General features: G+C 48.8%; 24 protein-coding genes. 5 read left to right on the forward strand and 19 right to left on the reverse strand.

Annotation, left to right across the window (positions count from 1 at the left end; all coding sequences use genetic code 11):
* Window positions 1-24: 24 nt before the first annotated feature.
* Together EXG77_RS10310 and EXG77_RS10315 are read right to left on the reverse strand one after the other, a co-directional pair.
* Window positions 25-1749, reverse strand: coding sequence for a M3 family oligoendopeptidase (locus EXG77_RS10310; RefSeq protein ID WP_052017172.1), 1725 nt, complete (start codon window positions 1747-1749; stop codon window positions 25-27).
* Window positions 1750-1867: 118 nt separating this feature from the next.
* On the reverse strand, window positions 1868-2515 hold the full coding sequence (locus EXG77_RS10315) for a hemolysin III family protein (RefSeq protein ID WP_023467814.1): 648 nt from the start codon (window positions 2513-2515) through the stop codon (window positions 1868-1870).
* A gap of 112 nt (window positions 2516-2627) precedes the next feature.
* Between EXG77_RS10315 and EXG77_RS10320 the strand changes: the two genes are divergently transcribed.
* Both EXG77_RS10320 and EXG77_RS10325 read left to right on the forward strand, forming a co-directional pair.
* Window positions 2628-3143 carry a DUF1836 domain-containing protein gene (locus EXG77_RS10320; protein WP_035398077.1) on the forward strand — a complete coding sequence of 172 codons (516 nt, stop codon included), beginning with the start codon at window positions 2628-2630 and terminating at the stop codon, window positions 3141-3143.
* 54 nt (window positions 3144-3197) lie between these two features.
* The gene (locus EXG77_RS10325; RefSeq protein WP_035398079.1) at window positions 3198-4169 is read left to right on the forward strand and encodes a DUF4003 family protein; all 972 of its coding nucleotides are present in this window, start codon (window positions 3198-3200) and stop codon (window positions 4167-4169) included.
* 72 nt (window positions 4170-4241) lie between these two features.
* On the opposite strand, the gene EXG77_RS10330 is transcribed toward EXG77_RS10325, so the two are convergent.
* The 4 genes from EXG77_RS10330 to EXG77_RS10345 all read right to left on the reverse strand — a co-directional run bounded on the left by EXG77_RS10330 (window position 4242) and on the right by EXG77_RS10345 (window position 8503).
* Window positions 4242-4505: a hypothetical protein gene (locus EXG77_RS10330; protein ID WP_035398081.1), complete on the reverse strand. Its 264-nt coding sequence runs from the start codon at window positions 4503-4505 to the stop codon at window positions 4242-4244.
* A gap of 61 nt (window positions 4506-4566) precedes the next feature.
* Complete coding sequence (locus EXG77_RS10335) at window positions 4567-6321, reverse strand: EAL domain-containing protein (RefSeq protein ID WP_238987944.1); 1755 nt, start codon at window positions 6319-6321, stop codon at window positions 4567-4569.
* 32 nt (window positions 6322-6353) lie between these two features.
* The gene (locus EXG77_RS10340; protein WP_023467809.1) at window positions 6354-7988 is read right to left on the reverse strand and encodes an ATP-binding protein; all 1635 of its coding nucleotides are present in this window, start codon (window positions 7986-7988) and stop codon (window positions 6354-6356) included.
* 83 nt (window positions 7989-8071) lie between these two features.
* Complete coding sequence (locus EXG77_RS10345) at window positions 8072-8503, reverse strand: YaiI/YqxD family protein (protein WP_035398083.1); 432 nt, start codon at window positions 8501-8503, stop codon at window positions 8072-8074.
* Between the two features lie 124 nt (window positions 8504-8627).
* Between EXG77_RS10345 and EXG77_RS10350 the strand changes: the two genes are divergently transcribed.
* Together EXG77_RS10350 and EXG77_RS10355 are read left to right on the forward strand one after the other, a co-directional pair.
* Complete coding sequence (locus EXG77_RS10350; protein ID WP_081637414.1) at window positions 8628-10373, forward strand: ABC transporter ATP-binding protein; 1746 nt, start codon at window positions 8628-8630, stop codon at window positions 10371-10373.
* Complete coding sequence (locus tag EXG77_RS10355; protein ID WP_023467807.1) at window positions 10370-11251, forward strand: NAD(P)-dependent oxidoreductase; 882 nt, start codon at window positions 10370-10372, stop codon at window positions 11249-11251. Before EXG77_RS10350 ends, EXG77_RS10355 begins: the two co-directional genes overlap by 4 nt.
* Before the next feature lie 51 nt (window positions 11252-11302).
* Here EXG77_RS10355 and EXG77_RS10360 read toward each other — a convergent pair whose 3' ends face one another.
* The 10 genes from EXG77_RS10360 to acnA form a co-directional block, all read right to left on the reverse strand.
* Entirely contained in the window at window positions 11303-11938 is a 636-nt protein-coding gene (locus EXG77_RS10360) for a DUF975 family protein (protein WP_035398088.1), read from the reverse strand.
* A gap of 186 nt (window positions 11939-12124) precedes the next feature.
* Window positions 12125-12787: a copper homeostasis protein CutC gene (locus tag EXG77_RS10365; RefSeq protein WP_035398089.1), complete on the reverse strand. Its 663-nt coding sequence runs from the start codon at window positions 12785-12787 to the stop codon at window positions 12125-12127.
* A gap of 25 nt (window positions 12788-12812) precedes the next feature.
* Window positions 12813-13577: a DeoR/GlpR family DNA-binding transcription regulator gene (locus EXG77_RS10370; RefSeq protein ID WP_023467804.1), complete on the reverse strand. Its 765-nt coding sequence runs from the start codon at window positions 13575-13577 to the stop codon at window positions 12813-12815.
* A gap of 191 nt (window positions 13578-13768) precedes the next feature.
* Window positions 13769-14383, reverse strand: a complete 615-nt coding sequence (plsY, locus tag EXG77_RS10375) for a glycerol-3-phosphate 1-O-acyltransferase PlsY (protein ID WP_035398091.1) — start codon at window positions 14381-14383, stop codon at window positions 13769-13771.
* A 17-nt stretch (window positions 14384-14400) separates the two neighbouring features.
* The gene (locus EXG77_RS10380) at window positions 14401-15432 is read right to left on the reverse strand and encodes a D-alanyl-D-alanine carboxypeptidase family protein (protein ID WP_035398093.1); all 1032 of its coding nucleotides are present in this window, start codon (window positions 15430-15432) and stop codon (window positions 14401-14403) included.
* A 235-nt stretch (window positions 15433-15667) separates the two neighbouring features.
* Window positions 15668-16105 carry a thioesterase family protein gene (locus EXG77_RS10385; protein WP_023467801.1) on the reverse strand — a complete coding sequence of 146 codons (438 nt, stop codon included), beginning with the start codon at window positions 16103-16105 and terminating at the stop codon, window positions 15668-15670.
* A gap of 12 nt (window positions 16106-16117) precedes the next feature.
* Window positions 16118-18361: an AAA family ATPase gene (locus EXG77_RS10390; RefSeq protein ID WP_023467800.1), complete on the reverse strand. Its 2244-nt coding sequence runs from the start codon at window positions 18359-18361 to the stop codon at window positions 16118-16120.
* Window positions 18362-18437: 76 nt separating this feature from the next.
* Window positions 18438-19145, reverse strand: coding sequence for a hypothetical protein (locus tag EXG77_RS10395; RefSeq protein WP_023467799.1), 708 nt, complete (start codon window positions 19143-19145; stop codon window positions 18438-18440).
* 190 nt (window positions 19146-19335) lie between these two features.
* Complete coding sequence (locus tag EXG77_RS10400) at window positions 19336-19800, reverse strand: DUF3939 domain-containing protein (RefSeq protein WP_023467798.1); 465 nt, start codon at window positions 19798-19800, stop codon at window positions 19336-19338.
* A 57-nt stretch (window positions 19801-19857) separates the two neighbouring features.
* Window positions 19858-22584 (reverse strand): aconitate hydratase AcnA, encoded by a 2727-nt coding sequence (gene acnA / locus EXG77_RS10405; RefSeq protein WP_023467797.1) that lies wholly within the window; start codon window positions 22582-22584, stop codon window positions 19858-19860.
* A gap of 257 nt (window positions 22585-22841) precedes the next feature.
* Between acnA and EXG77_RS10410 the strand changes: the two genes are divergently transcribed.
* A complete protein-coding gene (locus EXG77_RS10410) occupies window positions 22842-23336 on the forward strand; it encodes a hypothetical protein (protein WP_023467796.1) in 495 nt (164 codons plus the stop codon).
* Between the two features lie 33 nt (window positions 23337-23369).
* Here EXG77_RS10410 and EXG77_RS10415 read toward each other — a convergent pair whose 3' ends face one another.
* Genes EXG77_RS10415 through EXG77_RS10425 form a run of 3 tightly spaced genes read right to left on the reverse strand, consistent with a single transcriptional unit; the run spans window position 23370 to window position 26009 of the window.
* Window positions 23370-23939: a hypothetical protein gene (locus EXG77_RS10415; RefSeq protein ID WP_023467795.1), complete on the reverse strand. Its 570-nt coding sequence runs from the start codon at window positions 23937-23939 to the stop codon at window positions 23370-23372.
* Between the two features lie 33 nt (window positions 23940-23972).
* Window positions 23973-25157, reverse strand: coding sequence for an RNA-splicing ligase RtcB (locus EXG77_RS10420; protein ID WP_023467794.1), 1185 nt, complete (start codon window positions 25155-25157; stop codon window positions 23973-23975).
* Window positions 25158-25187: 30 nt separating this feature from the next.
* On the reverse strand, window positions 25188-26009 hold the full coding sequence (locus EXG77_RS10425; RefSeq protein WP_035398096.1) for a LysR family transcriptional regulator: 822 nt from the start codon (window positions 26007-26009) through the stop codon (window positions 25188-25190).
* Between the last annotated feature and the right edge of the window lie 53 nt (window positions 26010-26062).

Here is a 26062-nt window from a genome sequence, read left to right on the forward strand (position 1 = left end):
TTCTGTTCCCGTTTCGATTCGTCTTCAATCGACGGAGAGAGAGGATTCCGTTAACGTCAGGTACTGCTTAATTGCCTGGACGAGCGGTTGTTTAGCTTCCATCCAAAACGCGACAGATGTCGGATCAGCGTCGAGATGACGTTTAACGATCTCATCGATCGTCGCTTGACCGGAATCATGCATGACGGCTTCAAAGACTGTCGAAAATTGACTCGGATCCGCTTGAACCGTCTGATACAGACTATTGCTGAGCAGATAACCGATCGTGTAGGGAATGTTGTAGAACGCAAGATTCGGATTGAACAAGTGACTGATGTACATCCATTTATAGCGCGCCGGTTCAGGCAATACCGGACCATAGGCTAACCGTTCTTCCTCTTGCAGGAGTTCACTTAACCGTTCGGCACTGACCGTCCCTTGCTGACGTTCCGCATAAAAACGTTGCTCGAAACGGAACATGCCGGGAACGATGCTGGCATATTTCAGCCCTTCCCGGATCTTGACCTCTAGGAGAGCGAGCACTTCCTCCCGCTCCGTCGTCTCTTTGATGGCAGCATCGAGCACGAGATTCTCCATGAACGTCGAAGCCGTCTCCGCGATGCTCGTTCCTTTGACTTGATTTAAATACGGTTCGTCTTGCAGTAAATAATTATGATAGGCATGACCGAATTCATGAGCGAGCGTCGCGACGTCCGGATAACTATCACGGTACGTCATGAAAATCCGGCTCTCTTTGGCAATCGGAAAGGCAGCACAGAATCCGCCCTCTGCTTTTCCAGGACGATTCTCTGCATCGACCCATCCCTCACTAAACACGTTTTCCGCGAAGGCGCCGAGCTGCGGATTCAATCGTTTGAATTGTGTCGTGACGATGGTCTCTGCCATCTCAAACGGAACGTGACGCGCGGAGCGATAGGTGTTCGTCTCAAAATCATGCCATTCTCCCGTCACCCGCTCCGCCTGGGCAATCTTCCGAGAGTAATAGGCGTGAAAGAGATCGCGGTGTTGATCGAGTGCTTCCATCATCGCTGTTAGGCTCGCTTCCGAGATCCGGTTCTGCTCAAGCAACTCGGTCAATGGTTGCTCCCAGTTCCGCATCTTGTAGGATTGCAATCTGAAGCCGGCAATCCGGTTCAGAATCGTCGCAAACAGGTCAGCTTCTTGTGCACAAGCGGTGTCAACTGCTGTCGCTGCCGCTAAACGAGCCGAACGGTCAGGTGCGAACATCGCTTCGTGCAGCCCTTGACCGATCGTAACCTGCTTTTTGTCCAAGTCGACGCGCAATGCCATGAAACGCTGTTTGTAGAGCTGCCCCCAGCCTTGGAACCCATCAACACCGAGATCCTGCAATAATTGTTCCTGAACTAGTGGTGCACGACGGGACTGGATGTCACGGCGTTCATTCAAGAAAAAGGCGTATGGTGAACCCGTGACGAGCTCCTCCCACTCTTCTTGTGACAGTGCGGCAATCTTCGTATCGAGTGCTGCCGCCTCACTGCGCACCATCGCTTGCACGATTTCGATCTCTTCGAGCAATGGATGGACTTCTGAGCGCGTGACATCTTCAGCGTACAGACAATAAATGAAGTCGCTCCATTCCTCGACGTCGCGCGCGACTTGCTGATAACGCTCGACCTGTTCTGCCACATTTGTCGGACGTTTCGTCAACGCGGCTCGTATCGTAGCAATTCCTGCTTTGACATCGTTAATCGTGTAGAGTTTTTCTAATTGCCATCGTGTGTGTTTCATGCTTTTCCCCCTATGCGTGATCTATTCGTTCTTTCATTCGTGAGGGCACTCGACTTCTCCTGTATTTTCCATCAGACACAAAAAAACTCCTTCAGCCATTGACTGAAGGAGGACATCCTCATAAGACGAAGAAGTAGACACATAGGAAATGCGCTAGGCTACCCAGTAGTACGAAGATATGGAAGATTTCATGGAATCCAAGATGTTTGAACGATAAGATCCGTGGCTTCAGCCCATAGATGATGCCACCAATCGTGTAGAAGATACCACCAAGGAACAATAATCCGATGCCGAGCGGTGATAAGACTTGCGCGAGTGGTGTGATCGCAAATACCATGATCCAGCCCATTCCGATGTAGAGCGTCGTTGATAACCAACGCGGACTGTTGAACCAAACCAATTTAAAGGTGATTCCAGAGACTGCAATCAACATGACGATGCTGAACAAGACCCAACCGGTCGGACCGTTCAGACTGACGAGACAAAACGGTGCGTAAGACCCGGCAATCAACAGATAAATCATCGAATGATCCAACCGACGCCAGATCGCGATTGCCCGGTCGCTCGCAAGCACCATATGGTAGGTCGCTGAGACGGCATAAAGCGCCATCATACTGACACCAAAAATAATCGCTGCAACGATCGCAAGTGATGCCCCCCGTTCTAACGATGCCTTGATGACAAGTGCCAGTAACCCGACAAAAGCAAAGACAGCCCCTCCAAGATGCGTTAATCCATTAATCGGTTCTCTCATATAAGCTTTCACTTTCGTTCCTCCCCTGATATGTAGTTTTGAATACTACATGGCGTTATATACGTATTCTATCATATGATGGAGAAGTAGAAAGTCCTATTTTAGCGATTTTGGAGGTTTTTTTATGACACATTCTGATGACACGAGATACGATCGTCAATTACGGCTCGAAGATATCCCGAATATCGATCTCTATATGGATCAAGTCATCCAACTGTTCGAGCGGACATTCGAGGAAACGACGCGAAGTGCAGACGAGACGATTTTGACGAAGACGATGATCAACAATTATGCCAAAAAGAAATTATTCTTTCCGGTCACGAATAAAAAGTACACGAAGGAGCACTTGATTCTGATCAGCTTGATTTATCAATTGAAAAGTTCGTTTTCGATCAATGATATCAAAACGATTCTCGCGCCCTTGAACGAAGGGATCGAACAGGATCAACTCGATCTTGAAGGATTTTACCGTGACTATCTCATGTTAGCAGAGCAAAATACATCTCGCTTCGTAACGGAACAAGAGGCTTTGACCGCCTCGACGACCGACCCACTGGAACAGATCTTAGCGATGGCTCATATGAGTAACTTGTACCGGCGCGCAGCAGAACAATTGATTGACACCCAACTGAAAAAATAAGAGAACGCTTTCACTGCGTGATACACTATAAGAAAAGGCAGAGGAGGAACAGTCATGGAGATCGCGACGACTTTCTTGCGACAGCTGGATCACATCGGACCAGAATTCAGAACCTATCAGGATGGCATTCTCATCGAACTGGCATTCGACCGGACAATCGGAACGGAGCAGGTTTCCGCAAGTGTATTGCTTGAGACAGCAGATGACTTAAAAATACGCTTGCGTACACAAACCACCCAGGCATTATTGCTTGCTTCGAAGATTCATGCCTTTGACGCCCACACACCGAGTCGGATTGCTGAGATGATGTCGATTCATGGCTATTTTAAATCGCATCGCTTGTCGCATCCCTTGAATGCCTACTCTACTGCCCTGTTCATCAGCCGTCTTACTCCACAGGACGCGGTACTTGAACGAACGGTACAATTATACACACGCCTCAAAAAACAACATCGGTTCATCGTGTCACCGCTATTGATCTCTTTCGTCTATTTTCACGCTACGACACGCGGTGAGTTAGACGAACTCGCCTCGCGTATCGAAACGGTCTATCAACGACTCAAACGACGGTTCGGACGCGCTCAACAGACGTATGTCGTCGCCTTGATATTCGCTTTATTGCCTGAAGACGATTGGGATCGCTATATCGCACAAGTGGAGTCATCCCGTAAGATACATCGTAAACATCATGTTCCGCTGTCGTTCCACGGCATGCTTGCGTTACTCGGTGATCCAAACGTTCACGCTTCGTCACTCGAACGGATGGCAGAGGCGTTACGCTCCGATTTACATTTTAAATACCGGAAAGACTTAGTCTATTTGACAGCAATCCGATTGTATTTAAGTCAACAAACAATCCTGCAACAGCTCTTCCCATCTTCGATTCTCCCACCGGACGGCGCCGACGCGATTCCGTTCTTACTCTTCCCTGTTGATTTGACCGACACGTCCCATGCGACAGACGGCGGGATCGACGGAGGATTTGATGGTGGTGGTGACGGCGGTGGCGGTGGGGGTGGCGAGTAATCTTTTACTCCATCAAAAAAAGGCAATCGATATCCAGTATTTCTGCCGGACATCGATTGCCTTTCATTTTAGTTATTCTTTATCTTGCTGGTCTTCATCAGACGGCTGGACATCGCCATCTTCATCTGAAGCATGGGACAAATCAGGAGCCTCTTCACTTGAAGCTTCTTCACTTGATTTGTCTGCTTCTTGATCTGGATGCTTCGATTCTTTTTCATCCTTCGATTTTTCCGGAACCTCCGCATGGTTCTGCGGATCACGCCCCGCAATCTCATCCTTCGTCATTCGGTTACCTGAAGTAATTGGATCCGTTTCTTTATCGTGTTGATCAGCCATTTGGCATCCCCCTTAAAATGTACTTGTTCCACCTTTTAAGGTATTCCCGACTGAAGAACGGTTAAACCTCAGCACGTCCTCGCATGATGTCTTCGACGAGCAGTTGATCGATGGGCTGTGGATGATGGACCTCGTATCCTTGCACATACAATAACTCATCTAACGTTTGAATGTGTTGCAGCTGTGACGGTGTTTCGACTTCCTGAATCACGAGCGCGATGTTCAACGTCGACGTCAAGGAATGGACAGAGCGAATCATCGAGCGCTCCAACTGATTTTGAACGAGTCGACGTGTAAAAATCGGATCGAGTTTGACCGCTTGAACAGGTAAGCGTAACAACGAATTGAGCGACGCATAATGACTGCCGAAATGATCGACGGTCAGACGATAGCCTGCTTGGCGTAACTGTTCCAAGCGTTTGATGGCAAAACGACGACGTGTTTGCAGTACCTCTTCACGAATTTCAAGAATGAGACGCTCATTCGGGAAGTAAGACTCTTCTGTTAGTCGAATTAACTCGGAAAATAGTTGATCCGACTCGAACTGATTTGCCGATAGATTGACGGCGACAGAAATCTTACGACCAAACGTTTCTTCTAACCGGCGTTGATCCAAGATTGCCTGACAGATCGTAAATCGACCAATGTCCGGAAAAATCTCCATCTTCTCAGCAATCGGAATGAAATCCGTCGGACTGACGAAGCCAAGCACTGGGTGGTTCCAGCGCAAAAGTGCTTCAACCGCGACATAATGTTCTTGTTTCGCATCGACAATCCATTGGTAATAAAGTTCGAACTGCCCCCGTTCCAGTGCATGCGACAACTCTGATTCAAGGACCGATGCAAACGGGTGCTGTTCCGCATGCCGGTTTGGATTGACGAACGAGGTCCGTCGTTTTCCGTCGTGTTTGACTTGTTGCATCAAAGCTTCCGCCGCGTAGATTTGCGTCTGACGACTCGCCATGTCACCCGTCAAGAGACTGACCCCAGACGATGCCGTCACGTGAATCGGTTCGTCCGCGACACCAACGATTGGTTGCTCGATCGCTTCCGTGACGATGCGGGCATAGTCTATTGCATGCTGTTCGAATTCTTGCTCTTGCTCAAGTTCTGCCAATACGACGAACTCATTACCATCCATCCGTCCGACGACATGATTCGGTAACGGTACATATTTTAGACGACTTGCAATTTCACGCAATACTTCATTCCCTATCCGGTAACCGTGCGTAGCATTGATCGCATGAAAACGGTCGAGGTTCAAGACCATCAAGAAAGCTGGATGAATCGTCACACTCGAAATTAAACGATTCATATAGCGTTCGTTATAGACATCTGTCAAAGCGTCTTTGATGACATACGTTTCAACGTTGATTGATTTACTAATGATGTCAGCGTAATGTTCCACAAGTGCAATATCCTGCTCCTTGAAGTCGAATGGTTGATCGTCGAAGGCGCACAACGTCCCGATCTTCTCATTCTCAGCATTCTTGATTGCCACTCCCATGAAACTTCCGTTCCCCAGTGCTTTCGTGACCGGATGATTGACCGTCAATGGATCGTTGAGCAATTCACTGATTGAAACCTTTCCATCCGTTTCATCGACGACCAGCTTACAGAGAACGTGTTGGAAGACATGGGTCGAGCCTTCTTCAATCAATTGTCGCTCTTGATTGATCGCCTTGACGACAAAGTTGCTATATGAATCATTTAATGCAAAAAACAACGTGTTGACGCCGATCCGTTCACTCAGTTTTTCAAGAATCTCTTCGACGAGCGGATGCAATGCTTCATAACGAATGTGTGAATTATTCACCGTGTCTTCCTCCTTTCTCAGTCGATTGTCGGTCATGCGTCGAGCGGGAGTTGAATGATGAAGGTACTGCCCTTTCCTTCCGTTGATTGGACGGAAATAGCTCCACCATGATCAAGCACGATCATGCGACAAATCGCGAGTCCTAAGCCGGTTCCACCGATTTTACGTGTATCCGAGTTATCTGCTCGGTAAAACTTATCAAAGATATAAGGTAGGGCTTTCTCTGGTATACCGAGCCCTTCGTCCGAAATCTCAATCCGTAATTGATCCGACTGGTTTGACCCTTTGATCCGGATTGCGCCACCTTCAGGTGAATATTTAATCGCGTTCATGATCAAGTTCGTGAACAGCTGTTTCATCTTTTCACTGCTTGCTGAAATCGTATAGGTGCCTGGATCGAACTGGACACTGATGCGATGCGCGCGACTCGCGAGATCAAACATCGGTTTCATCTCGAACATCAATTGTTTCACATCAAGCGGTTCTTTTTGCGTCCCATGCGTCGAATCTTCTCCTTTTTGAATTTCCAAGATGTCATTGATCAATTCCGCCAAACGAACGGTTTCTGAATGAATCGTCTGCAAATATCGCTTTTGGCGCTTCGGATCCACTTCTCGTTTCATCAATAATTCCGTGAAGCCCATGATGGAAGAGAGCGGTGTCCGCAACTCGTGCGACACGATCGAGACGAATTCTGCCTGCTTAAGATCAAGTTCCTTATCTTTCGTCACGTCCCGTAAGACGAGCATCATGCCCCACTCGACGTTTGCGATCGCAATCCGCTCGGCGTAAGCACTGAGTAGCAAGTTCCCCCGAAACGCCGATAGTTCGATCGTTTCTCCCGGAATATCTCCATTCATCAGTTGACCGATGTAGTCATGGAGTGCGTCTGGCTGATCGACATGTTCAAACAGCGACGTCGCCCGTTCGTAGGCGTGGCGGAATCCTTGCGCTTGATTGACGAGCTTCGGTGGAAACATGTTCAACAAAGCTTGGTTCGCATAGATCTGTTCCCCACTACTCTCGATGTATAGGACAGCTTCCCGAATCGAGTCGAGGAGCTGATACGTCTTGATCTTTTCATGCTCCATCTGATGGAATAATAGATGGCGTTCAAGCGTCATTCCGAGTTTTCGTGATAGATCAAGTAAGTCCCCGACTTGCTCTAGATTGAACTGAGGAAAAGCATGACGAATATAAAGTAACCCGACGACTTGTCCATTACTTGGAGATTGGACGGGAATCGCCGATTCGAACTGATCGCCAATCGGTAATTGAACCGATTTACGCATGACGAACGCCCGACGTAAGACAGAATATTGATCGAGATCTTTTTCGATCAGCTCCATCTCGTCGATGCCTTGCGCGACGAAATGATTCAACTGTTCACGACGGTACAAGAGGATGGCACCTTCTTTTACATCGAGCAGTTGCAACAGGATCGTCAGGACGGTCTCACAGGCCGCTTCGACATTTTGCGTCGCTAACGCTTCCATGATTTCATTGCGTTGCTTCAATTTCAGTTCGACTTCTCGTAAATTCTGTTGTAATCGATTGATTTCACGTTGATCGAGTGATGTGAGTCGTGCTTCAGCTGATGCTGGAACCGTTCCTTGGCGCAATCGGTAAGGACGGTCCTTCGAGTGGTCGCGTAAGATTCGTTTCAACGTGTATCCTCCTTTCAAAATTCATTCCTGTTACAAATTATAGCATGGTCCCTATTTGATCGACAGTTCGAGTACTGTCTTCCTTATATGCTTCTTTGCACTAATGCACGAAATGCCTCTTCAAAGGCGCGGTCCGCGTCGCGCGTCCGTTTTTTCGGTCCTTTCGTCCGTCCACCTGCTCGTCGGATTTGTTGTCCAACATGGCGAGTGTGGAGCAATAAATCAATATTTTCATTTGTGAACTGACGACCATTTTGGTCGATCGCGAAGCCTCCTCGCGCTAAGACGAGTGCTGCTAAACCGTAGTCTTGGGTCACGACGAGATCGCCACGTTTCATCCGATTGACGATCGCGTAATCGACGGCATCTGGTCCTTGTCCGACCGTGATCGTCGTTGCCCCCTCCCGCATCATCTGGTGTGCTGTATCACAAACTAAAAAGACGTCACGTCCCTGTCGGTGTCGAACGACGAGATCGACAACGGGACATCCGTCCGCATCTACGAAAATAGACATCTGAATCCTCCCTTATTGTTTCCACTATCAGTGTCACAAAACAAAAGATTTCTTGTCAAGTCGCGTTTCCCATTTGACCGTTTCTTCGTTCTTTCGGACAATGGAAAAGAGAGGATGTGTTGAAATGAACGCTGCGACGTTCCAATCTTTTTACCTGTTATTAAAAAAAACGAAACCCCCGGTCGGATTATTATCCGCTGCCGTTTCCGTCTCCGTCATCCAAGCGCTGGCTGCACTCGCCATTCCTTGGTTCTTAAAGACGTTGATTGATGGTTTTACAGTCGATCGACTGACTCCGCAGCTGATCAGTTTGTTCGTGATTGTCTTCGTCGTCCAAGTCGTCGCGAACGCCTTGTCCATCTATTGGTTACAGATCGTCGGTCAACGAATCGTCGCTAATTTGCGGACGCTCTTATGGAAACACTTGTTGACCTTATCGATTCCGTTCTATGATGAGACGAAATCTGGTGAGCTCGTCTCTCGGCTCAATAGTGACGCTACGACACTCCAGCAATTGCTGTCGGAGCAACTCGTCCGCCTGCTGACATCACTCGTCTCGATCATCGGGGCGATCACGATCCTGTTCTTCCTCGACTGGCAGATGACACTTGTCATGGTCATCGCTGTACCCGTGACGTTACTAATCATCATTCCGCTCGTGCGGAAGCTGCATAAGATATCTCGTGAGACTCAGAAAGAACTCGCAGGATTATCTGGTTTTTTCGCCGAGATGCTCGGCGAAGTCCGACTCGTCAAATCGCAAGCGACTGAATCCTATGAGCTCGACCGTGGGAAAACTCGCATCGAGAATCTTTATGGCTATGGCGTCAAGGAAGGACGAATCCAAGCCCTCTTGTTGCCGATCTTTAACGTCACCTTGACGACGATGTTGATCTTGATCATCGGCTTTGGTGCCTACCGCGTCGCGACGAACCAGATCACGGCGGGGGAACTCGTCGCCTTCTCACTCTATTTGTTCCAAATCATGACGCCGCTCGTGACGATGACTGAATTCATCACGAAGTTACAGAAGGCTCGCGGGGCGACAGAGCGAATCATCGAGCTTCTCGATGAGACACCGGAAGCACCCGGAGCGCTTGTTGCGCCGCGCCCGTTTACGGACGTCACGGTCGATCACCTGTCATTCGGATACAATGAGACGCCCATCCTCCTGGATGTCAGCTTTACGTTACCACGCGGCAAGACGACAGCGATCGTTGGTCCGAGTGGATCCGGGAAGACGACATTATTCGCGATACTTGAGCGGTTCTATCAACCGACGTCCGGTCAGATCCGACTCGGAGATCAATCCATCACTGATTTGACGTTATCGTCTTGGCGCCAAGCGATTGGTTATGTTGCGCAAGACTCCCCTGTTTTATCGGGAACGATACGCGACAATCTCATCTACGGTCTTGCGGAAGACGTCAGTGAAGACAAAATCCGTGAGGCTGCACGAATGGCGAATGCCGATACGTTCATTGAACGTTTTCCGGAGGGGTATGCAACTGAAATCGGAGAACGGGGTGTCAAGTTGTCCGGTGGTCAACGCCAACGGATTGCAATCGCACGTGCACTCCTCCGTGATCCGGAAATTCTATTGCTGGATGAAGCCACGTCAAGCCTCGATTCCGAGTCAGAGCGGGTCGTTCAGGAAGCACTCGAGCGATTGATGGTCGGACGGACGACGTTCGTCATCGCCCATCGTCTCGCGACAGTTCGTCATGCCGATCAAATCATCGTCCTTGAAGATGGTCGGATTTCCGGCATCGGGACACATGATCGTCTTGTCGTCGACAATCCATTGTATAATAAGCTCGTAACGCAACAATTCATCGGCACGGAACGTGCAAGGGGGAATCACGTATGAAGACAGTCGGTTTCATCGGATTAGGTGTCATGGGACAAGGCATGGTCCGCAATCTGCGCAAGGCAGGTTTTACAGTCAAAGGATATAATCGTACGAAAGAAAAAGGACTCGTCCTTGAAGCAGATGGTGTCGAAATCGTCGATACGATTCAAGACGTCGTCACCGATGTCGACGTCGTTATCTCGATCGTCGGTTATCCGCAAGACGTCGAGCAAATCTACTTTGAAGACGGAATTCTTGACCATGCGGCACCCGGAACGATTCTGATCGATATGACGACATCCAGTCCAGCTCTTGCAGAACGCATTGCGAAGGAAGCGGCAGCACGCGGTCTTCAGGCACTGGATGCACCTGTCACAGGTGGTGACCTCGGCGCGAAGAACGGAACACTCGCCATTCTCGTCGGTGGGGAAGAAGCGGCTTTCGCACAAGCGAAGCCATTATTCGAAGCGATGGGAAAATCGATTTCACTCTTCGGTGGTCCTGGTAAAGGACAATCGGCGAAACTCGCGAACCAAATCGCAATTGCCGGCTCGATGATTGGAACAGCGGAGATGCTGTTGTTCGTCACGCGGTCCGGGATTGACCCGACGCAATTCATCGAGACGATCAAATCTGGTTCTGCCGGTAGCTGGAGTCTAGAGAACTTGATTCCGCGCGTCATCGCTGAAAACTACTCACCTGGTTTCTTCGTCAAGCACTTCATCAAGGATATGCGGCTTGCCCTCGAACGCGGCGCTGAGATGGGCATCGCGACACCTGGTCTTGCACTGACGAAGGATTTATATGAACAACTTGCTGAGCTGGGTCATGCTGATTCCGGTACACAAGCGCTTTATCTGTTGCTCGCTGAACGTTCACGCGCTTCGGTAGAATGAGCAAAAGCCTGTACGCTACGTCTACTGACGTAATGTACAGGCTTTTTTCGTTCATCCCTCGACGGATGATTGACGTGTCGGTTTCAAGCGTTCATAGAAGTGTGCCATCGTCGTATCGAAGTATGGCGTCAAGAAGATGACCCCCACAGTACTAAGTAGTGCGAGGATACCCCAGCCGATGAAACTCAGGTAAAGCATGATCAGTTCACGCTTATGCCCTTTCATCATCCGACGACTCTCACCGAGTACTTGCCAAAACGACAATTCCGGTCGGTCGACCAAAATGTACGGAACGAGGCGATACGCTAGATAAAAGTACAATGCCGGTAAAATCAAAAATGATCCGACATAGACCAATACCGTCACGATCGCGTAAGCGGCAATCGTCCGGAAAGCACGTCGAAACGAAGAAAATCCTTCGAATAAAGTTCCGATGCCAGCAGATTCCCCGCGTGTGAAGCGTAAGTAAGCAATCGTTCGTCCGACCGTCACCGGAGCAAGGACGATCGTTACGACCATGTTCAGTCCGGCGAAACGGACCATGCTGTCAATGTCATCTCGATCAAAAGACATCCGGCTTGCTGCAAGCGCAAAGATCAGGAAGTAGATGATCGAGATGCTTAGCCCGACCAGCCAGCGTCCTTTTAGTGTACCAAGGGCGTCTTGTTTTAATTGTTTAGGGTTCATGTCGTACTCCTTCATTTCCACTATTTCCATCTTTGATTCTAGCGTAGTCCCGTTAAAAAACCTAGTTATCCCACTCTGCTTTTCAAACGCATCACGGAATCGTCGAAAATCCGTCACGAACACATACAAAAAAATCCATTTCTCTCATCTCATCAGATTTGAAAAATGGATTCGTGCGGTATAGGATTAGCCGAGAAGTCGTTTCAATGCTTCAACACGTTCTTTTTGAATGATACCGTCTTGTAAGACAGCGGATCCCACATGTAGTTCCGATGCCTTCGTCGCTTTGAGAAGCGTTTCCGCATTCTCAAGCGTAATCCCGGACCCTGGTAAGATGATCAAGTCTGGATGTTCCTCGATCAAGCGCGCAATCGTCTCTTTTCCTTCTAGTGCCGTCGCTTGACCACCTGACGTCAAGATCCGGTCGACTTCCGGAAAATCAGCGAGCACTTCTGTCGCTTCGAAAATATCACGACTACTGTCGATCGCCCGGTGGAACGTCAGTGACAGTTCCCCTTTATGTTTGATAATTCGACCAAGGAAGCCTTCGTCGATGCGACCGTCTGCGGTCAATGAGCCAACGACGATCCCGGCAGCACCGAGTTCACGGATCAAGTCGATATCCGTGATGATCGTCTCCTCATCTGATTTCGAATAGACGAACGACTTACTATGTGGTCGAACGAGGACGTGAACCGGAATCTCGACCGTCGAGACGACTTGACGAATCAGTCCATAGCTCGGCGTCAACCCACCTTCGGATAATGCGGAAACGAGCTCGATCCGGTCCGCTCCGGCTTGTTCTGCTGCGACCGCTTCTTCTACGGTCGATGCGATGATTTCTAACATGATGCATCCCTCCCGCATCAGTGTATCATGAGACGACCATCCAGTTCACGCGTTCGTTGAACAGTTTCATCTCCCACGATGGTGGATAGGAGGCTGGACTGAGGACGATCTTTGCACGCCGGAACTCTGCCACCTTATATTTACGATTGCCTTGGAATTCATCATTTGCCAAAAAGGCATAGACGTCCTTCGTACAACTGATGACGGCTTTTTGAATCAGTGAGGATTCAATATCATCGCTGACGAAGCCACGCTCGATTTCAGCACCGTCAAACGATAGAAAACAAGCATCAAAAGCGTAAGCATCGAGCGCCTGCAAGACTTCGACTCCGACCGTCTGCCCGTAAGCATCGACTGTCCCACCGAGTAATCGAATTTCACCTTTGAACGGTCCCGTCTTACGGCACTGCTCCAAGTGACTAGCGACCATCAGTGAGTTCGTAACGATTGTCGCGTTTCCCGTTAAATACGGCAACAGATGCTCGACCGGCTCACCTCGACCAAGAAAGATACAGGAATAATCGCTGAGCCATCCTTTCGCATAACGCGCTAAACGGCGAGATAACTGATCCGTCCGACGTGAGATCGGTGTCTCTCGTTTTCCTCCTTGATAGATGGCGCCACCATAGACGCGCTTCAATTGCCGTTCCCGTTCGAGTTCCTCTAAGTAGCGTCGTACCGTTTCTCCCGAGACATCGAGACGTTCGATCAAATCCTTCGTCATGACTTTCCCTTCCTCTTCCAGCCATTCCATGATGCGTGATTTCCGCTCTTCTCCTAACAACGACACGTGCGCTTCCCCCTTCACAGACAAGTTCTAGTTCTAGTGTATCGAACGTCTGTAAAGGTCTTGTAAATCAGATGTAAATAAACGTGTAGTTCCTATGAAATGTCGTTGAATTCGTCCGTTATCCGACTTTTTTCACAAACAAAAGACGCATCCGCATCTCAATGAACGAGATGTAGATGCGTCTTAATGACTCATTCAGACGGTTTCTTTGCAAAGAGTGGAATCTTAGATTCTGTTCCTTGGCGAATCCGTTGGATGTTCTCGCGGTGCTTGAAGATGACGAACAAAGCAAGAACCGTAAAGAACGTCGGAACGATCCAATCGTTCGTCAAGAAGCCGATGGTGATGGAAACAACGATTCCGACACTTGCCGCCACGATTGAACTGAGCGACACCATCCGGCTCAGACGAAGTGTCGTCAAAAAGGAGACGAGCAGGAAGATGAACAGAACAGGGCTCGTCACGAGCAACATCCCTCCGGACGTCGCAACTGCCTTTCCGCCTTTGAACTTCGCGAAGATCGGATAGATATGACCGATGACAGCTGCTAATCCAGCAAACAACGGATGTATATCTGCTCCCATTAAGATTGGAACAAGGCTTGCGACGGCTCCTTTTCCGAAATCACCGATCAATACGATGATTCCCGCCTTTTTTCCCAAGACACGGAACGTATTCGTCGTTCCGAGATTCCCGCTACCATGTTGGCGAATATCCATCCCGTGTCCCCACTTCCCGACAAGAAGTGCGAACGGTATCGAACCAAGCAGATAGCCAAGAACTAAAATCCCTATGATTTCAATCATAGTCAACCTCCAACCTCTTAGTGACCGACTTTCATATATTCCTCAAGAGTCTGTCCGTTATTTTTAATTTGTGTCGCGACATCGACACCGACATAACGAATGTGCCATGGCTCATACGTATAGCCTGTCCGTGATTGGAAACCACGATCGTAGCGCACGATGAAACCATATTTGGCTGCGTTATTCGCAATCCATTTTCCTTCTTTCGTATCACCAAGGGCAGCTGTTAACCCGTTACCAACGCTTGGTGCCGAAATATCAAAAGCAAGACCTGTTTGGTGCTCACTGTTACCAGGACGAGCTGAATATTGATCAGCAGCTGCCTTGCCATCACGTGCGACATAATTATTATACAATACTTTTTGACGTGCGCCTGAACGGAATCCGCTGACAGCGTTCAATGTCACGCCTTCTTTTTTAGCAGCGGCGAACATCTTTTCCATCTGTTTCGCAGCCGGCGCCCGCATGTAGCTTTGCTCGAGCACGCCCGAGTATGAGAAGCTGACGTTCGGGACGACAAGATCCGATGGCTTGTAGTCGATCGGCAAGCCGTATTTCTTATTGACGACGACGAGATTACCCAGTGATAGATTTGCTTTGGCATTTGCTGATTTATCGACGTCCGGTGTTTCATCTTCTGGTTTCGACGGTTTCTCTTGTTCTGGATCCTGAGATGAACTATCCGGTTTATCCGTCGATTCGTCTTTGTTGTCTTCTGTTTTGTTCTCTGAAGCTGGTGTATCGTCTTTTTGTTCTTCTTCTTTTTTCGTCTCATCCGAAGAACCTTGATCTTCTTGCGTTGCCGCGTCAGACGAATTGTCTTCTTGTTTTGCTTCTTCTGACGTATCGTCTTTTGCTGTTTCGTCTGTTTTATTTGTTTCGTCTTTGTTCGTGTCTTTTGCTGTGTCTTCTTTTTTCGTTTCGTCGTTTGATTGTTTTGTCTCATCTGATTTCTGTTCCGTTTTCGTTGTATCATCCGCTTGTTGATCCCCAGGATTACATCCTGCAAGGAGAAGCGCTAACGTACTGACGGTTACGATTTTTTTCATGAGTAAGACCCCTCTTCTTTTTATGCTTCTCTATGTTACCGCTAATCGTTCCATCCGTCGAGTCTACTTCCGACAGATAGAGTAAGTCCCTACCTTACTTCAGCTTCTTTATTTTCGCAAATGATTCTGACTTTGTCATCGGTCGTTAGTACCAAGTGCTAAATTTTACTGTTCAGACTGAAAAAGAAAAAAGCAGAACCGATTCAAAAATCGATTCCGCTTTTGATGTATCTCTTCACGCTTCCGTTAAGAGTGCTGCGTCCGTCTCGCTCATCTTTTCATAAATTTCGTGCCAGTTCGGGAACACCTTCGGCAAGCGAATCGGTCGGAAGTTTTCCTTCTTGACGACGACGTGTGTCGTTTTCGCAGATACCGCAAGCTTCCCGTCCGGATGTTTGACTGTATAGCCATAAATCGTCCGTAGTCCATCGTAATGATCAATCCAAACCGTGACGACCGCTGTATCACCGTACGTCAACGAGCGTTTGTAATCGAGATTGACATTCGTGACCGGGGAGACATAACCCGCATCTTCCATCTCCTTGTAATCAAGACCCAAGGACTGGATTAATTCTGTCCGTGCGAGTTCCAAATAGACGAGATAATTCGAATGATAGACGATGCCCATCATGTCCGTCTCGGCGTAGCGGACAGGTATTTCAATCGTGTGCATGTAGCTTCCCCCTTAAAAATCCTCTTTTTCAAGATAGGACCATTCTGAACCGGACAAGCTAACTTTGTCAATTAATCGCATCGACTGCTTCGCGATCGCCTGTTCGACGATCGTGATCGCCGCCCGTGCGTTTCCGTTCGGAACGACATCAATCTTCTCGGTAAGCGTCAACCGTGCGTCCTCCGTCAGCTCGTATCCGAACCGTGCTGCGTATCCTTCAATGATTTGAATCAACTCGTCTGGCGAATAATTCGGGAAGTGGAACGATCGCTTAAAGCGTGATTTCAGTCCTGGATTACTCGCAAGCAAAGCGTTCATCTGTTGCTCGTAACCCGCAAGGACAACGACGAGATTGTCTTGATGTTTCGTCATCTCATCCACGAGCGTATCAATCGCTTCCTTCCCGAAATCGTTCGCTCCACCGTTTAACGCATACGCTTCATCAATGAATAAGACACCACCCAGTGCGTCGCGAATTGCGTCGCGCGTCTTTTGCGCCGTTTGTCCGACGTAACCGGAGACGAGATCCGCCCGGCTGACGACTTTCAAGTGTCCGCGTTTCAAATAACCGCATTGTCGTAACACATCAGCATAAAGCTGCGCGACAGTCGTCTTTCCGGTCCCGCTATTGCCGCTAAAGACCGCATGTAGTTCGACCGGTAAGACTTTATAACCGGCTTCCCGGCGACGTTTTTGCATCGACAACAGAGCTTCAATCTGCTTGAGTTCATCTTTAAGATCAGACAATCCGACGAGCGAAGCGATCCGCTCCTCAACGGTTGCGTCCGGTTCTTGTACCATCTCGAAATCTTCTTGTTCGAGTAAGGCAAAGTCTTCATGACTGGCACTCTCTCCAAGGCTTGATCCCTTCTTGAAGATGGCATCAAGCACGATATTTCGGACGGCGCGTCCATTTCCGAAACTGGCGTCAACCCGTTCTCGTTCCAGACGACCGAGCAACGCTCGCTCTGCTTGTTCCGTCAAGACGTAGTCGTTCGCGGTCGCGATCGACCGTCCGATGGCGAGCAGCTCCTGATCCGTATAGTCGGCGAGTAGATAATGATTTGATTCCGGGAAACGACTCCGCAGTCCAGGGTTCGCCTTCAGGAAATCACGCATCTCTTCTGGGTAACCAGCAAGCACGACCGCAAATCGCCCTGCATATTCCCCACTCGTCATCGCTGCGACGAGCGTATCGATCGCGGCCTGACCATAATCGTTCCCACTTTGTCCGGCACGTTTTAAGGCATAGGCTTCATCGATGAAGAGCACCCCTCCGACGGCTTCGCGGACTTTACTCATGACCTGTTCTTCCGTCTGACCGACGAACGCACCGACAAGCGATGAACGATCCGTCTCGACGACTTCCGGTCGTTCGAGAAGTCCGAGCTCGTGATAGATTTTTGCCATCAAACGGGCAAGCGTCGTCTTTCCGGTTCCGGGGTTACCCATGAAGATCATGTGTAGCGATGGTTGATCGCTTGAACGGTAGCCATCTTCCGATCGTTTTTGTTGATACTTCAAGAAGCGATACATATGATGGACCCGTTGTTTGATGTCTTCGAGACCAATCATCGCGTCGAGTTCTTCGAGTGCTGAGCGTTCGACTTGTTTGCTTTCGACGGGGAGCAAAGCGACGACACGTTTGAGATCCTGGATTGTCGTCGCTTTCAGTTCCGTCATCTCGCGAAACGCTTCTCGGGAATAGAAACGCTCTTGCAAGCTATCGACGAATGTCTGCGCTGTCTGTTCAAGCGTGGCACTCGAACGCAGTAATGCCGTTCCAGCTTCGAACAGTTCCGTCCAACGACCAGCATCCAACCGACGCAGTCGTTCCGTCAGTTCGACGATTTGTTCCGTCTCCTCGACGATTTGGCTTGCTTGGAGAATCAGTTCTTTCGTCGCTGATCGTTTGGCGTTCGCATTGTCCGTCTCGCGAATCGTCGGAAACGTATGCGCAACAAGGCGCTGATACGTACTTTGTAATTGTTGTTCCGTCAACAACTGCTCAAGACGAGCTGGCAAACGACCATGCTGACGGATTTCTTGCATCCAACTCTCAGCTAAGGCATCCAGTCGTCCCGTCATGATATAGCGATGTTCGACGAGTAACGCCAAGATGCGGACGAGTGCTTCCGTCTCTCCAAGCAACCGGCTACTTTGAGCATACCGTAAGGCGAGCACCTCCTCGACCTTCGCGCCCTCTTCCCACGCTTTGATTTGATTGAACATCTCCTCTTTCGAGAATGCTTCCATGTTGAACCTCCTGCGTCTCGAAAAAACCGACTTTGTCCGCTACCGTTTCGTAGCGTCATCGCCGGTCGTTTCTTGTTTATTTTGCTTTTAACCAATCCGGATCGAACGTATCGATCGTTTCAAAACTCTTCATCTTGACAGAGTAGAACAGTTTACCGTTATTACGTGACTCCGCACCGAGTACTTTCGAACGGTCGGAAGCGACATAATACGTTGCTTGTTCTTGGTTGTTTTCTTTATCGAAGATCGATGGGTATTGTTTGATCCAGTCTTCTGGTACCGTGCTTGATGGTTCTTTTTTCACATACACGTCTGCTGCCATTCCAGCGATGTCCGCTTCTCCCTCGACTTGTCCGAAGTCACCTTTGTTGATGAAGGCGAGGATCTGTTCGTTGAAGCCACGTGAGAGGAATGGGCGCGGCGCACTGACACTTTTGCCGGCTTTCGTCTCATTGACTAACTTCCCTGTCGCATCATACTCACGGAACATCGTCCCGTTCCAGATCGCAAGCGATCCTTTTGACGGACCGTCTACGACTTCTGTCCGGAAATGACCTTTGTCATTAAAGACGACTTCATACGTGCGTGATTCAAGTTCATCTTTTTTCGTCGCGAGCTTCTTCTCAACATATTGGATGCGTGTCATCGTATAAAACGGTTTGACCGTCGCGGCTTTTTCATCGCTTGCGGTCTGCGTCTTGTTCAAGAGATAAAAATTGTAGGCAAGGAGGATCGCCATTGCCACGATTGCTACTGCAATCCACGTGCTCGTTCGTTTCGTCATGCCATGTACACCTTCCTAGCTCAAGTCTCTATTCCTTATCATCGTATCGGTTTTATAAGGAGAATACAAAGGGTTTGTCCGAGATTTCACGATTTCTGACTAAATTCGTCAGACTTTTGAACAAATCAGAAAATGGTCAGGACGACAAAAAAAGGCGAACCGAATGAATTCGGTCCACCCTTGATTACGTTTATGCTTCTTTCGGCGTCAGCGAGACGATCATCGACTCATCGACCAAGTAATAGCTATGATGCGGCATTTCACGCAAATAGCCATCTTGAAACAACATCGCGCAGTCGACTTGGAACGTTTTGCTATACGGTTTCAACGGGAGTTTCTTCACCCGGTCAAAATAGCGATCGACGGCAACCTGGACATGATCCATCTCATAGACAAGTTCTCGGTCTTTTGCCTCCATGATGGTGAATGTCTCACGCGACATGTAAAACACTTGTGTCGAACGTGCTTTCAAATACGGCTCCAACTGCTTTAAGTCGATGCGTTGTTCGTTGTCTAAAAGCACTGTCCGATTCGTCCCTTTCGGTAGTTCGGATTCAAAAGCATGCGTCGCTTGTTTGACTTCATCAAGCGTCACGTCACGCATCGGCAACGGCTGGTCTTCCTTCGGTTGAAACCACTTCTTGAATCGGTTCACCTTTTTCCTCCTCTCGTCAAAAAAAGGTGGGGTTTCCCCCACCTTTGATTAGACAACTTATGCTTGTTGGAGACGCTCACGAAGGACCATTGGAAGGATCCCGCCGTGACGGTAGTAATCGATGTCGACTTCTGAGTCGAAACGAGCGATCGCTTCGAATTCAGTGACTTTTCCGTCTGCCGCTGTCGCTGTGACTTTAACGATGTCACGTGGACGAACAGACTCATCGATTGCGATGCTGATCGCTTCTTCACCTGTTAAACCAAGTGTTTCAGCTGTCGTGCCTGCCACGTATTGCAGTGGAAGAACACCCATCATGACGAGGTTTGAACGGTGAATCCGCTCGAAGCTTTCCGCGATGACGGCTTTGACGCCGAGCAAGTTCGTTCCTTTTGCTGCCCAGTCACGTGAAGAACCCATACCGTAATCTTTACCAGCGAGGATGACGAGACCTGTGCCATCTTCTTTATACTTCATCGCAGCATCGTACATCGCCATCGTTTCGCCTGTTGGCCAGTACGTCGTGAAGCCACCTTCTGTACCTGGTGCGACTTGGTTACGGATGCGGATGTTCGCGAACGTTCCGCGCATCATGATTTCGTGGTTACCACGACGTGAACCGTATGAGTTGAAGTCTTTTGGTGCAACCCCTTTGTTGACGAGGTATTGACCGGCTGGTGTCGTTTTCGAGAATGAACCCGCTGGTGAGATGTGGTCCGTCGTAACCGAATCAGCAAACTTACCGAAGACACGGAGTCCGTTGAGCGCTTCGACTTGACCAGCTTCCTTCGCCAAGTTCTCGAAGAACGGTGGGTTTTGGATGTACGTCGACTCACCGTCGAAGTCGTACTGATCCCCTGTTGGCACATCAAGGTTGTTCCAACGTTCGTTTCCTGTGAAGACTGAATCGTATTCTGCACGGAAGCTTTCTGGTGTGACGACCGTGTTGATGATCGTTTGGATCTCATCACGTGACGGCCAGATGTCAGCGAAGAAGACTTCTTGTCCGTCTTTGCCTGTTCCGAGTGACGCGTTCATGATATCGACGTCGACTGTTCCTGCAAGTGCATACGCGACGACGAGTGGCGGTGAAGCCAAGTAGTTCGCTTTGACGAGCGGGTGGACACGACCTTCGAAGTTACGGTTACCGGAGAGGACAGACGAAACGAGTAAGTCTGAACCGAGGATCGCGTCTTCGACTGCGCGGTCGAGTGGACCAGAGTTCCCGATACATGTCGTACAGCCGTAACCGACCGTGTTGAAGCCGAGTTCGTCAAGGTACGTTTGGAGTCCTGATTTCTCGAGGTAATCCGTAACGACCTTCGATCCTGGCGCAAGTGATGTCTTGACGTATTTTGGAACCGAAAGACCGAGTTCGATTGCTTTTTTCGCGACGAGTCCAGCACCGATCATGACGTATGGGTTTGATGTGTTCGTACAGCTCGTGATCGCAGCGATTGCCACGTCACCCGTACGCATTTCAACTGCTTCGTCTTCGAACTGAACGACAGCGACTTTGTTCGCTTCTTCTTCCGCTAAGCCGAATCCAGCGTTTCCTTGTGGAGCCGTCAACGCTTTTTTGAATGATGTATGAACATCCGTCAAATCGATCCGGTCTTGTGGACGTTTTGGTCCAGCAAGGGCAGGAACGATCGTCGAAAGATCGAGTTCGACTGTTTTCGTGAATGTTGGATCTTCGTTTTGTGGCGTGTAGAACAAACCGTTTGCTTTCGAGTAGTTCTCGACTTTTTCGATCAATTCTTCATCGCGACCTGTCAGACGAAGGTACGTCAATGTTTCTGTGTCGACTGGGAAGAATCCACATGTTGCACCATATTCTGGCGCCATGTTCGCGATTGTTGCCCGGTCAGAAAGTGACATCAAGTGGAGTGATGGACCGAAGAACTCGACGAATTTACCAACGACGTTCTCTTGACGGAGCATTTCCGTTACACGAAGGGCAACGTCTGTTGCTGTCGTTCCTGGGTGCATCTCACCTGTAATGCGTACACCGATGACTTCTGGTACTGGGAAGAACGATGGCTGTCCGAGCATGCCCGCTTCCGCTTCGATCCCACCGACTCCCCAACCGAGGACGCCAAGACCGTTGATCATCGTCGTGTGTGAGTCCGTTCCGACGAGTGTATCCGGGTACACATCAACTGTACCGTCTGCTGTTTCCTTTTCAAGGACGACAGATGCCAAGTACTCGAGGTTAACTTGGTGGACGATCCCTGTTGCTGGTGGTACGGCACGGTAGTTATCGAATGCCGATGTCGCCCAGCGAAGTAATTTGTAACGCTCTTCGTTACGTTCGAATTCGAGATCCATGTTTTCTGCAAGTGCTCCAGCAAAACCGTAAGCATCGACTTGAACCGAGTGGTCAACGACGAGGTCGACTGGTACTTCTGGGTTGATGACCGATGGGTCTCCACCGAGATCTTGCATGGCTTTACGAAGTGACGCGAGGTCAACGACCGTTGGAACACCTGTGAAATCCTGAAGGATGACGCGTGACGGTTTGAACGGAACATCGACATCGTTCGAAACTTGAGCTGTTCCCCATTTCGCCAAGTTCTCGACGTGTTCACGTGTGATCGAACGACCATCTTGTTGACGAAGTACTGACTCGAGTAGGACACGAATCGAGTATGGAAGACGTTTGACTTCCGTCAATCCGAGTTCTTCCAATTTTTCAAGACTATAGTACTGATAATTCTTACCGTTTGCTTCAAACGAACGGCGTGCGCCAAAGACATCTTGCGACACATCTGTTTGCTTCATGGTGATTCCCCCTTTAAGTGTTCACGACATCAAGCCCCTGATACCGCTTACTTGTACAGTTCTATCATAGTATAATATGGATTCCGTTACAATTTGAAAGAACAAAAGACTTTCGATAAGTTTTACTTATTGCCGATATTAGAAAATTATTCTGTTGTCCTGTTTTTCTCATATTTCCAGTCTCGCGTTTCCATTTAGAATGTTCAGGGTACTTAAAAAGTGTAGTACGATATCCGATTCTTGTGGAGGCGTTTATTATGGCGAAATACAAAAGCGATGCAACGCACGTTATTACGACAATCATTTTTAGTGATTTAGAAAAAGCAAAAACAGGCTTTGCGATGATTAAGGATCTCGAGGCAATCAAGGAAATCGAGATGGATCAGATGGTTCTCGCAAAACGTGACGAAGCAGAGGGCTTCTCTTTCATCGATGCCATCGACTTCACGCAACAGGACCAATCCTTCAAAGGCTCATTGATCGGCATGGCAATCGGTGTCGTTGGTGGTCCGTTCGGTATGCTCGTCGGCTCCGTTGCTGGTTACTTGATTGGTGCGAACCGGGATGAGAAGAACGAGCGGGAATCATTTGATTTGTTCAATCGGACGCTGAATCAGATCAATCCTGACCATTACGGTGTCATCTTGATCAGTGAGGTCAACGAAGATTCAGAAGCCGTCAATGCGATCGCCGCTGAACTTGGCGCGACGATTCGTCGGACTGGTGAGACATTACCGGATGGTACGGTCTAATCAAATCAGAGTTGTCACCTTTACGTTCTCGTTTTAAACGGGGACGTTTTTTAATTCCTGGATCACCTGTTTTGCTGCTTCCTGTGTCGTGTCAGGATCTACTTTGTTTAATGAATTTTGTTGTACGGATATGAGGATGTTTTTGTAGCTAATGATGAGGAGCTCGCCGTAACTACCGTTTGATTGATACTGAACCAGATCATTGCCTATGTATCGATTCGTATACGCAAAATGAATCGCTAACTGCGTATCTTGTTTTTGGTTTTCAAAATAAAGTGTCTCCTGGGTCGATGGCGTATCAATCGTTCCGTCAACCGTTAACCATCTTCTCTTCTCAAAACTCAAGGATTGGTCGACAGCCGTGAAGTCTGCACCGATCGTACTATCCTTCAACTGAAACTGGTCCATCTTCAAGTGTTCATTCATATGCTTGAACAGCTTTTCATACTGAACTGGATTTAAGATGGGGTGTTTCGTCTGATTCGTATGCGTAGTAGTTTTGACTTCTACTTTTTTCTGTTCCGTCGTGACCGCCTCATCCGTGCATCCAGCGATCAAAAACACACTTGAAAACAGAATCAACATAGTCCCCTTATAATTCATAGAATATCCTCCCCAATTGATAATAACCTTCCATCATTTCGCCTTAAAGTTGTACAGCGGTTTAATGATTTCGACGACATCGACCGTTTCTTTCGTATTACGGATGATTTCGTCCATCGGCTTGTAGACGAACGGCGACTCGTCACGCGTCGATGCGACGACTGAACTTGACCAGACATCGGTCATCGTCTTTTCGAACGCATCCAGTTCAACTGTTTTGAATGCTTTTGACCGCGACATGATTCGTCCTGCTCCGTGTGGCGCGGAATAGTTCCAATCGGGATTTCCTTTTCCTACGACGATCAAGGAACCATCACGCATGTTCATCGGAATGATTGCCCGCTCGCCGGCTTTTGCAGAGATGGCACCTTTTCGTAGAATCATCGCGTCAAGATCGATGTAGTTGTGGATCGTATCGAATTGATCCGCTACCGTCCATCCCATCGCCTCGAAAATGACCTCGGTCATCGCCTGACGGTTCAATGCTGCGTATCGTTGAGCGATCTTAAGATCATGGAGATAACGCTCCATCGCTTCGCCGGAAACAGATGCTAAATCTTTGTTAAACGTAGACCGTTTTTCCTTCAATTGCTGTAAGGTCGTCTGTATATCCGACTCGCGCCCTTGTTGTTTTAATTCGGCGATGACTTGGTCAGCGTCAAATTGGAAGCGTGCAGTTTCTGCCTCTGCTTGATAATGTTCGGCAATCGTCTTCCCAAGATTGCGACTACCAGAATGAATGACGAGATAGCGCTGTCCTGCTGCATCCTGGTTCAGTTCGATGAAATGATTCCCTCCACCAAGCGTACCAATCGATAATCGTGCCCGTGTCTCGTTAAACGGTGCAAGTACTTGATCAAACGGTACCTGTTCGGACAATGGATGAGCTTGCTGACGTACCGACATGCCACTTGGAACGAGACGCTGAATCGTCGCGTCAAGTTTCGCATAATCGATTGGTTCTTGTTCAGCAAGTCGTGTACATAACATGCCGCAACCGATATCGACACCAACGAGATTCGGTACGACCTCGTCCGTCACATGCATCGTCGTTCCGATGACAGATCCTTTTCCAGCATGGCAATCTGGCATGATCCGGACGCGACTGTCTGTCGCAAATTGTTCCTCTAACATAGCTGTGACTTGCTTAATCGTCAGGTCGTCGACGTTATCCGTGAAAATCTTTGCTTCTCCATACGTGCCTTGAATCGTTTTCATACGATCTATCCTTTCTTTCCTGTCAGTTGATCAATCTGCTGTTTCTTTCATGATTTCAATGAATTGTTTCGTCAGTGTCGTCGGTCCCGTCTCCGTCAACCAGACGAAGGCTGTCGTACTTGCTGCACCGGATAGGTATGTCTGGTGCAGTCCTGTCATATCCAGTTCCCGCAACGTACTCTCCGGCAATACAGTCACCGCCTGTCCACTGCGGACAAGTCCGATCAGCGTCAAAACATCGGAACACGTCTCTTGCGATACGACGCTGAGCCGTTGACTTAACGTCTGAAAGACACCGAGTCCTTCTTGACTCGGAATGATGAGATCCGCGGTCGGGTGATCGGGGTGCCAGACTTGATGAAACGGTTCTTCTTCCATCCATTCAATCGAAATCCCTTGCGCATCAATCGGTAGACGGACGAACGCTGCGTCAAGCGACCGCTCTTTCAACCGTTCGATGAGCGCACTCGATTCTCCTTGGTGGACTTGTAAGATAATGCCAGGATGTCGTCGTTTCATCTGTTCAATCCATTCGACGAGCCGACTGGCTGATAAAGTGTTCACACCAATGCGCAAGATTCCCGTTCGTCCGGCTTCAATGTCGCTCACTTCCATCCGTGTCTCCTGCTCGAACTGTAGCAAAGAGACTGCTCGTTCATATAAGCGGTTGCCGCTCGAGGTAATCCGGATCCCGCGCCCTGCCCGCTCAATCAGACGAACACCTAGCTCTTCTTCCATTCGCCGAATTTGCTGCGTCAAGGCAGGTTGTGCCATCCGTAAGCGCTCCGCTGCTCGCGTGACGGATTGTTCCTCGACGACCGCACAAAAATAGCGGTACTGGCGTAAATCCATATTCATCATCTCTTTCATATGTTTTCATGTATAAAGATATATGAATCATAACA

The organism is Exiguobacterium sp. OS-77 (assembly GCF_000414195.2).
Classification (GTDB): domain Bacteria; phylum Bacillota; class Bacilli; order Exiguobacteriales; family Exiguobacteriaceae; genus Exiguobacterium_A; species Exiguobacterium_A indicum.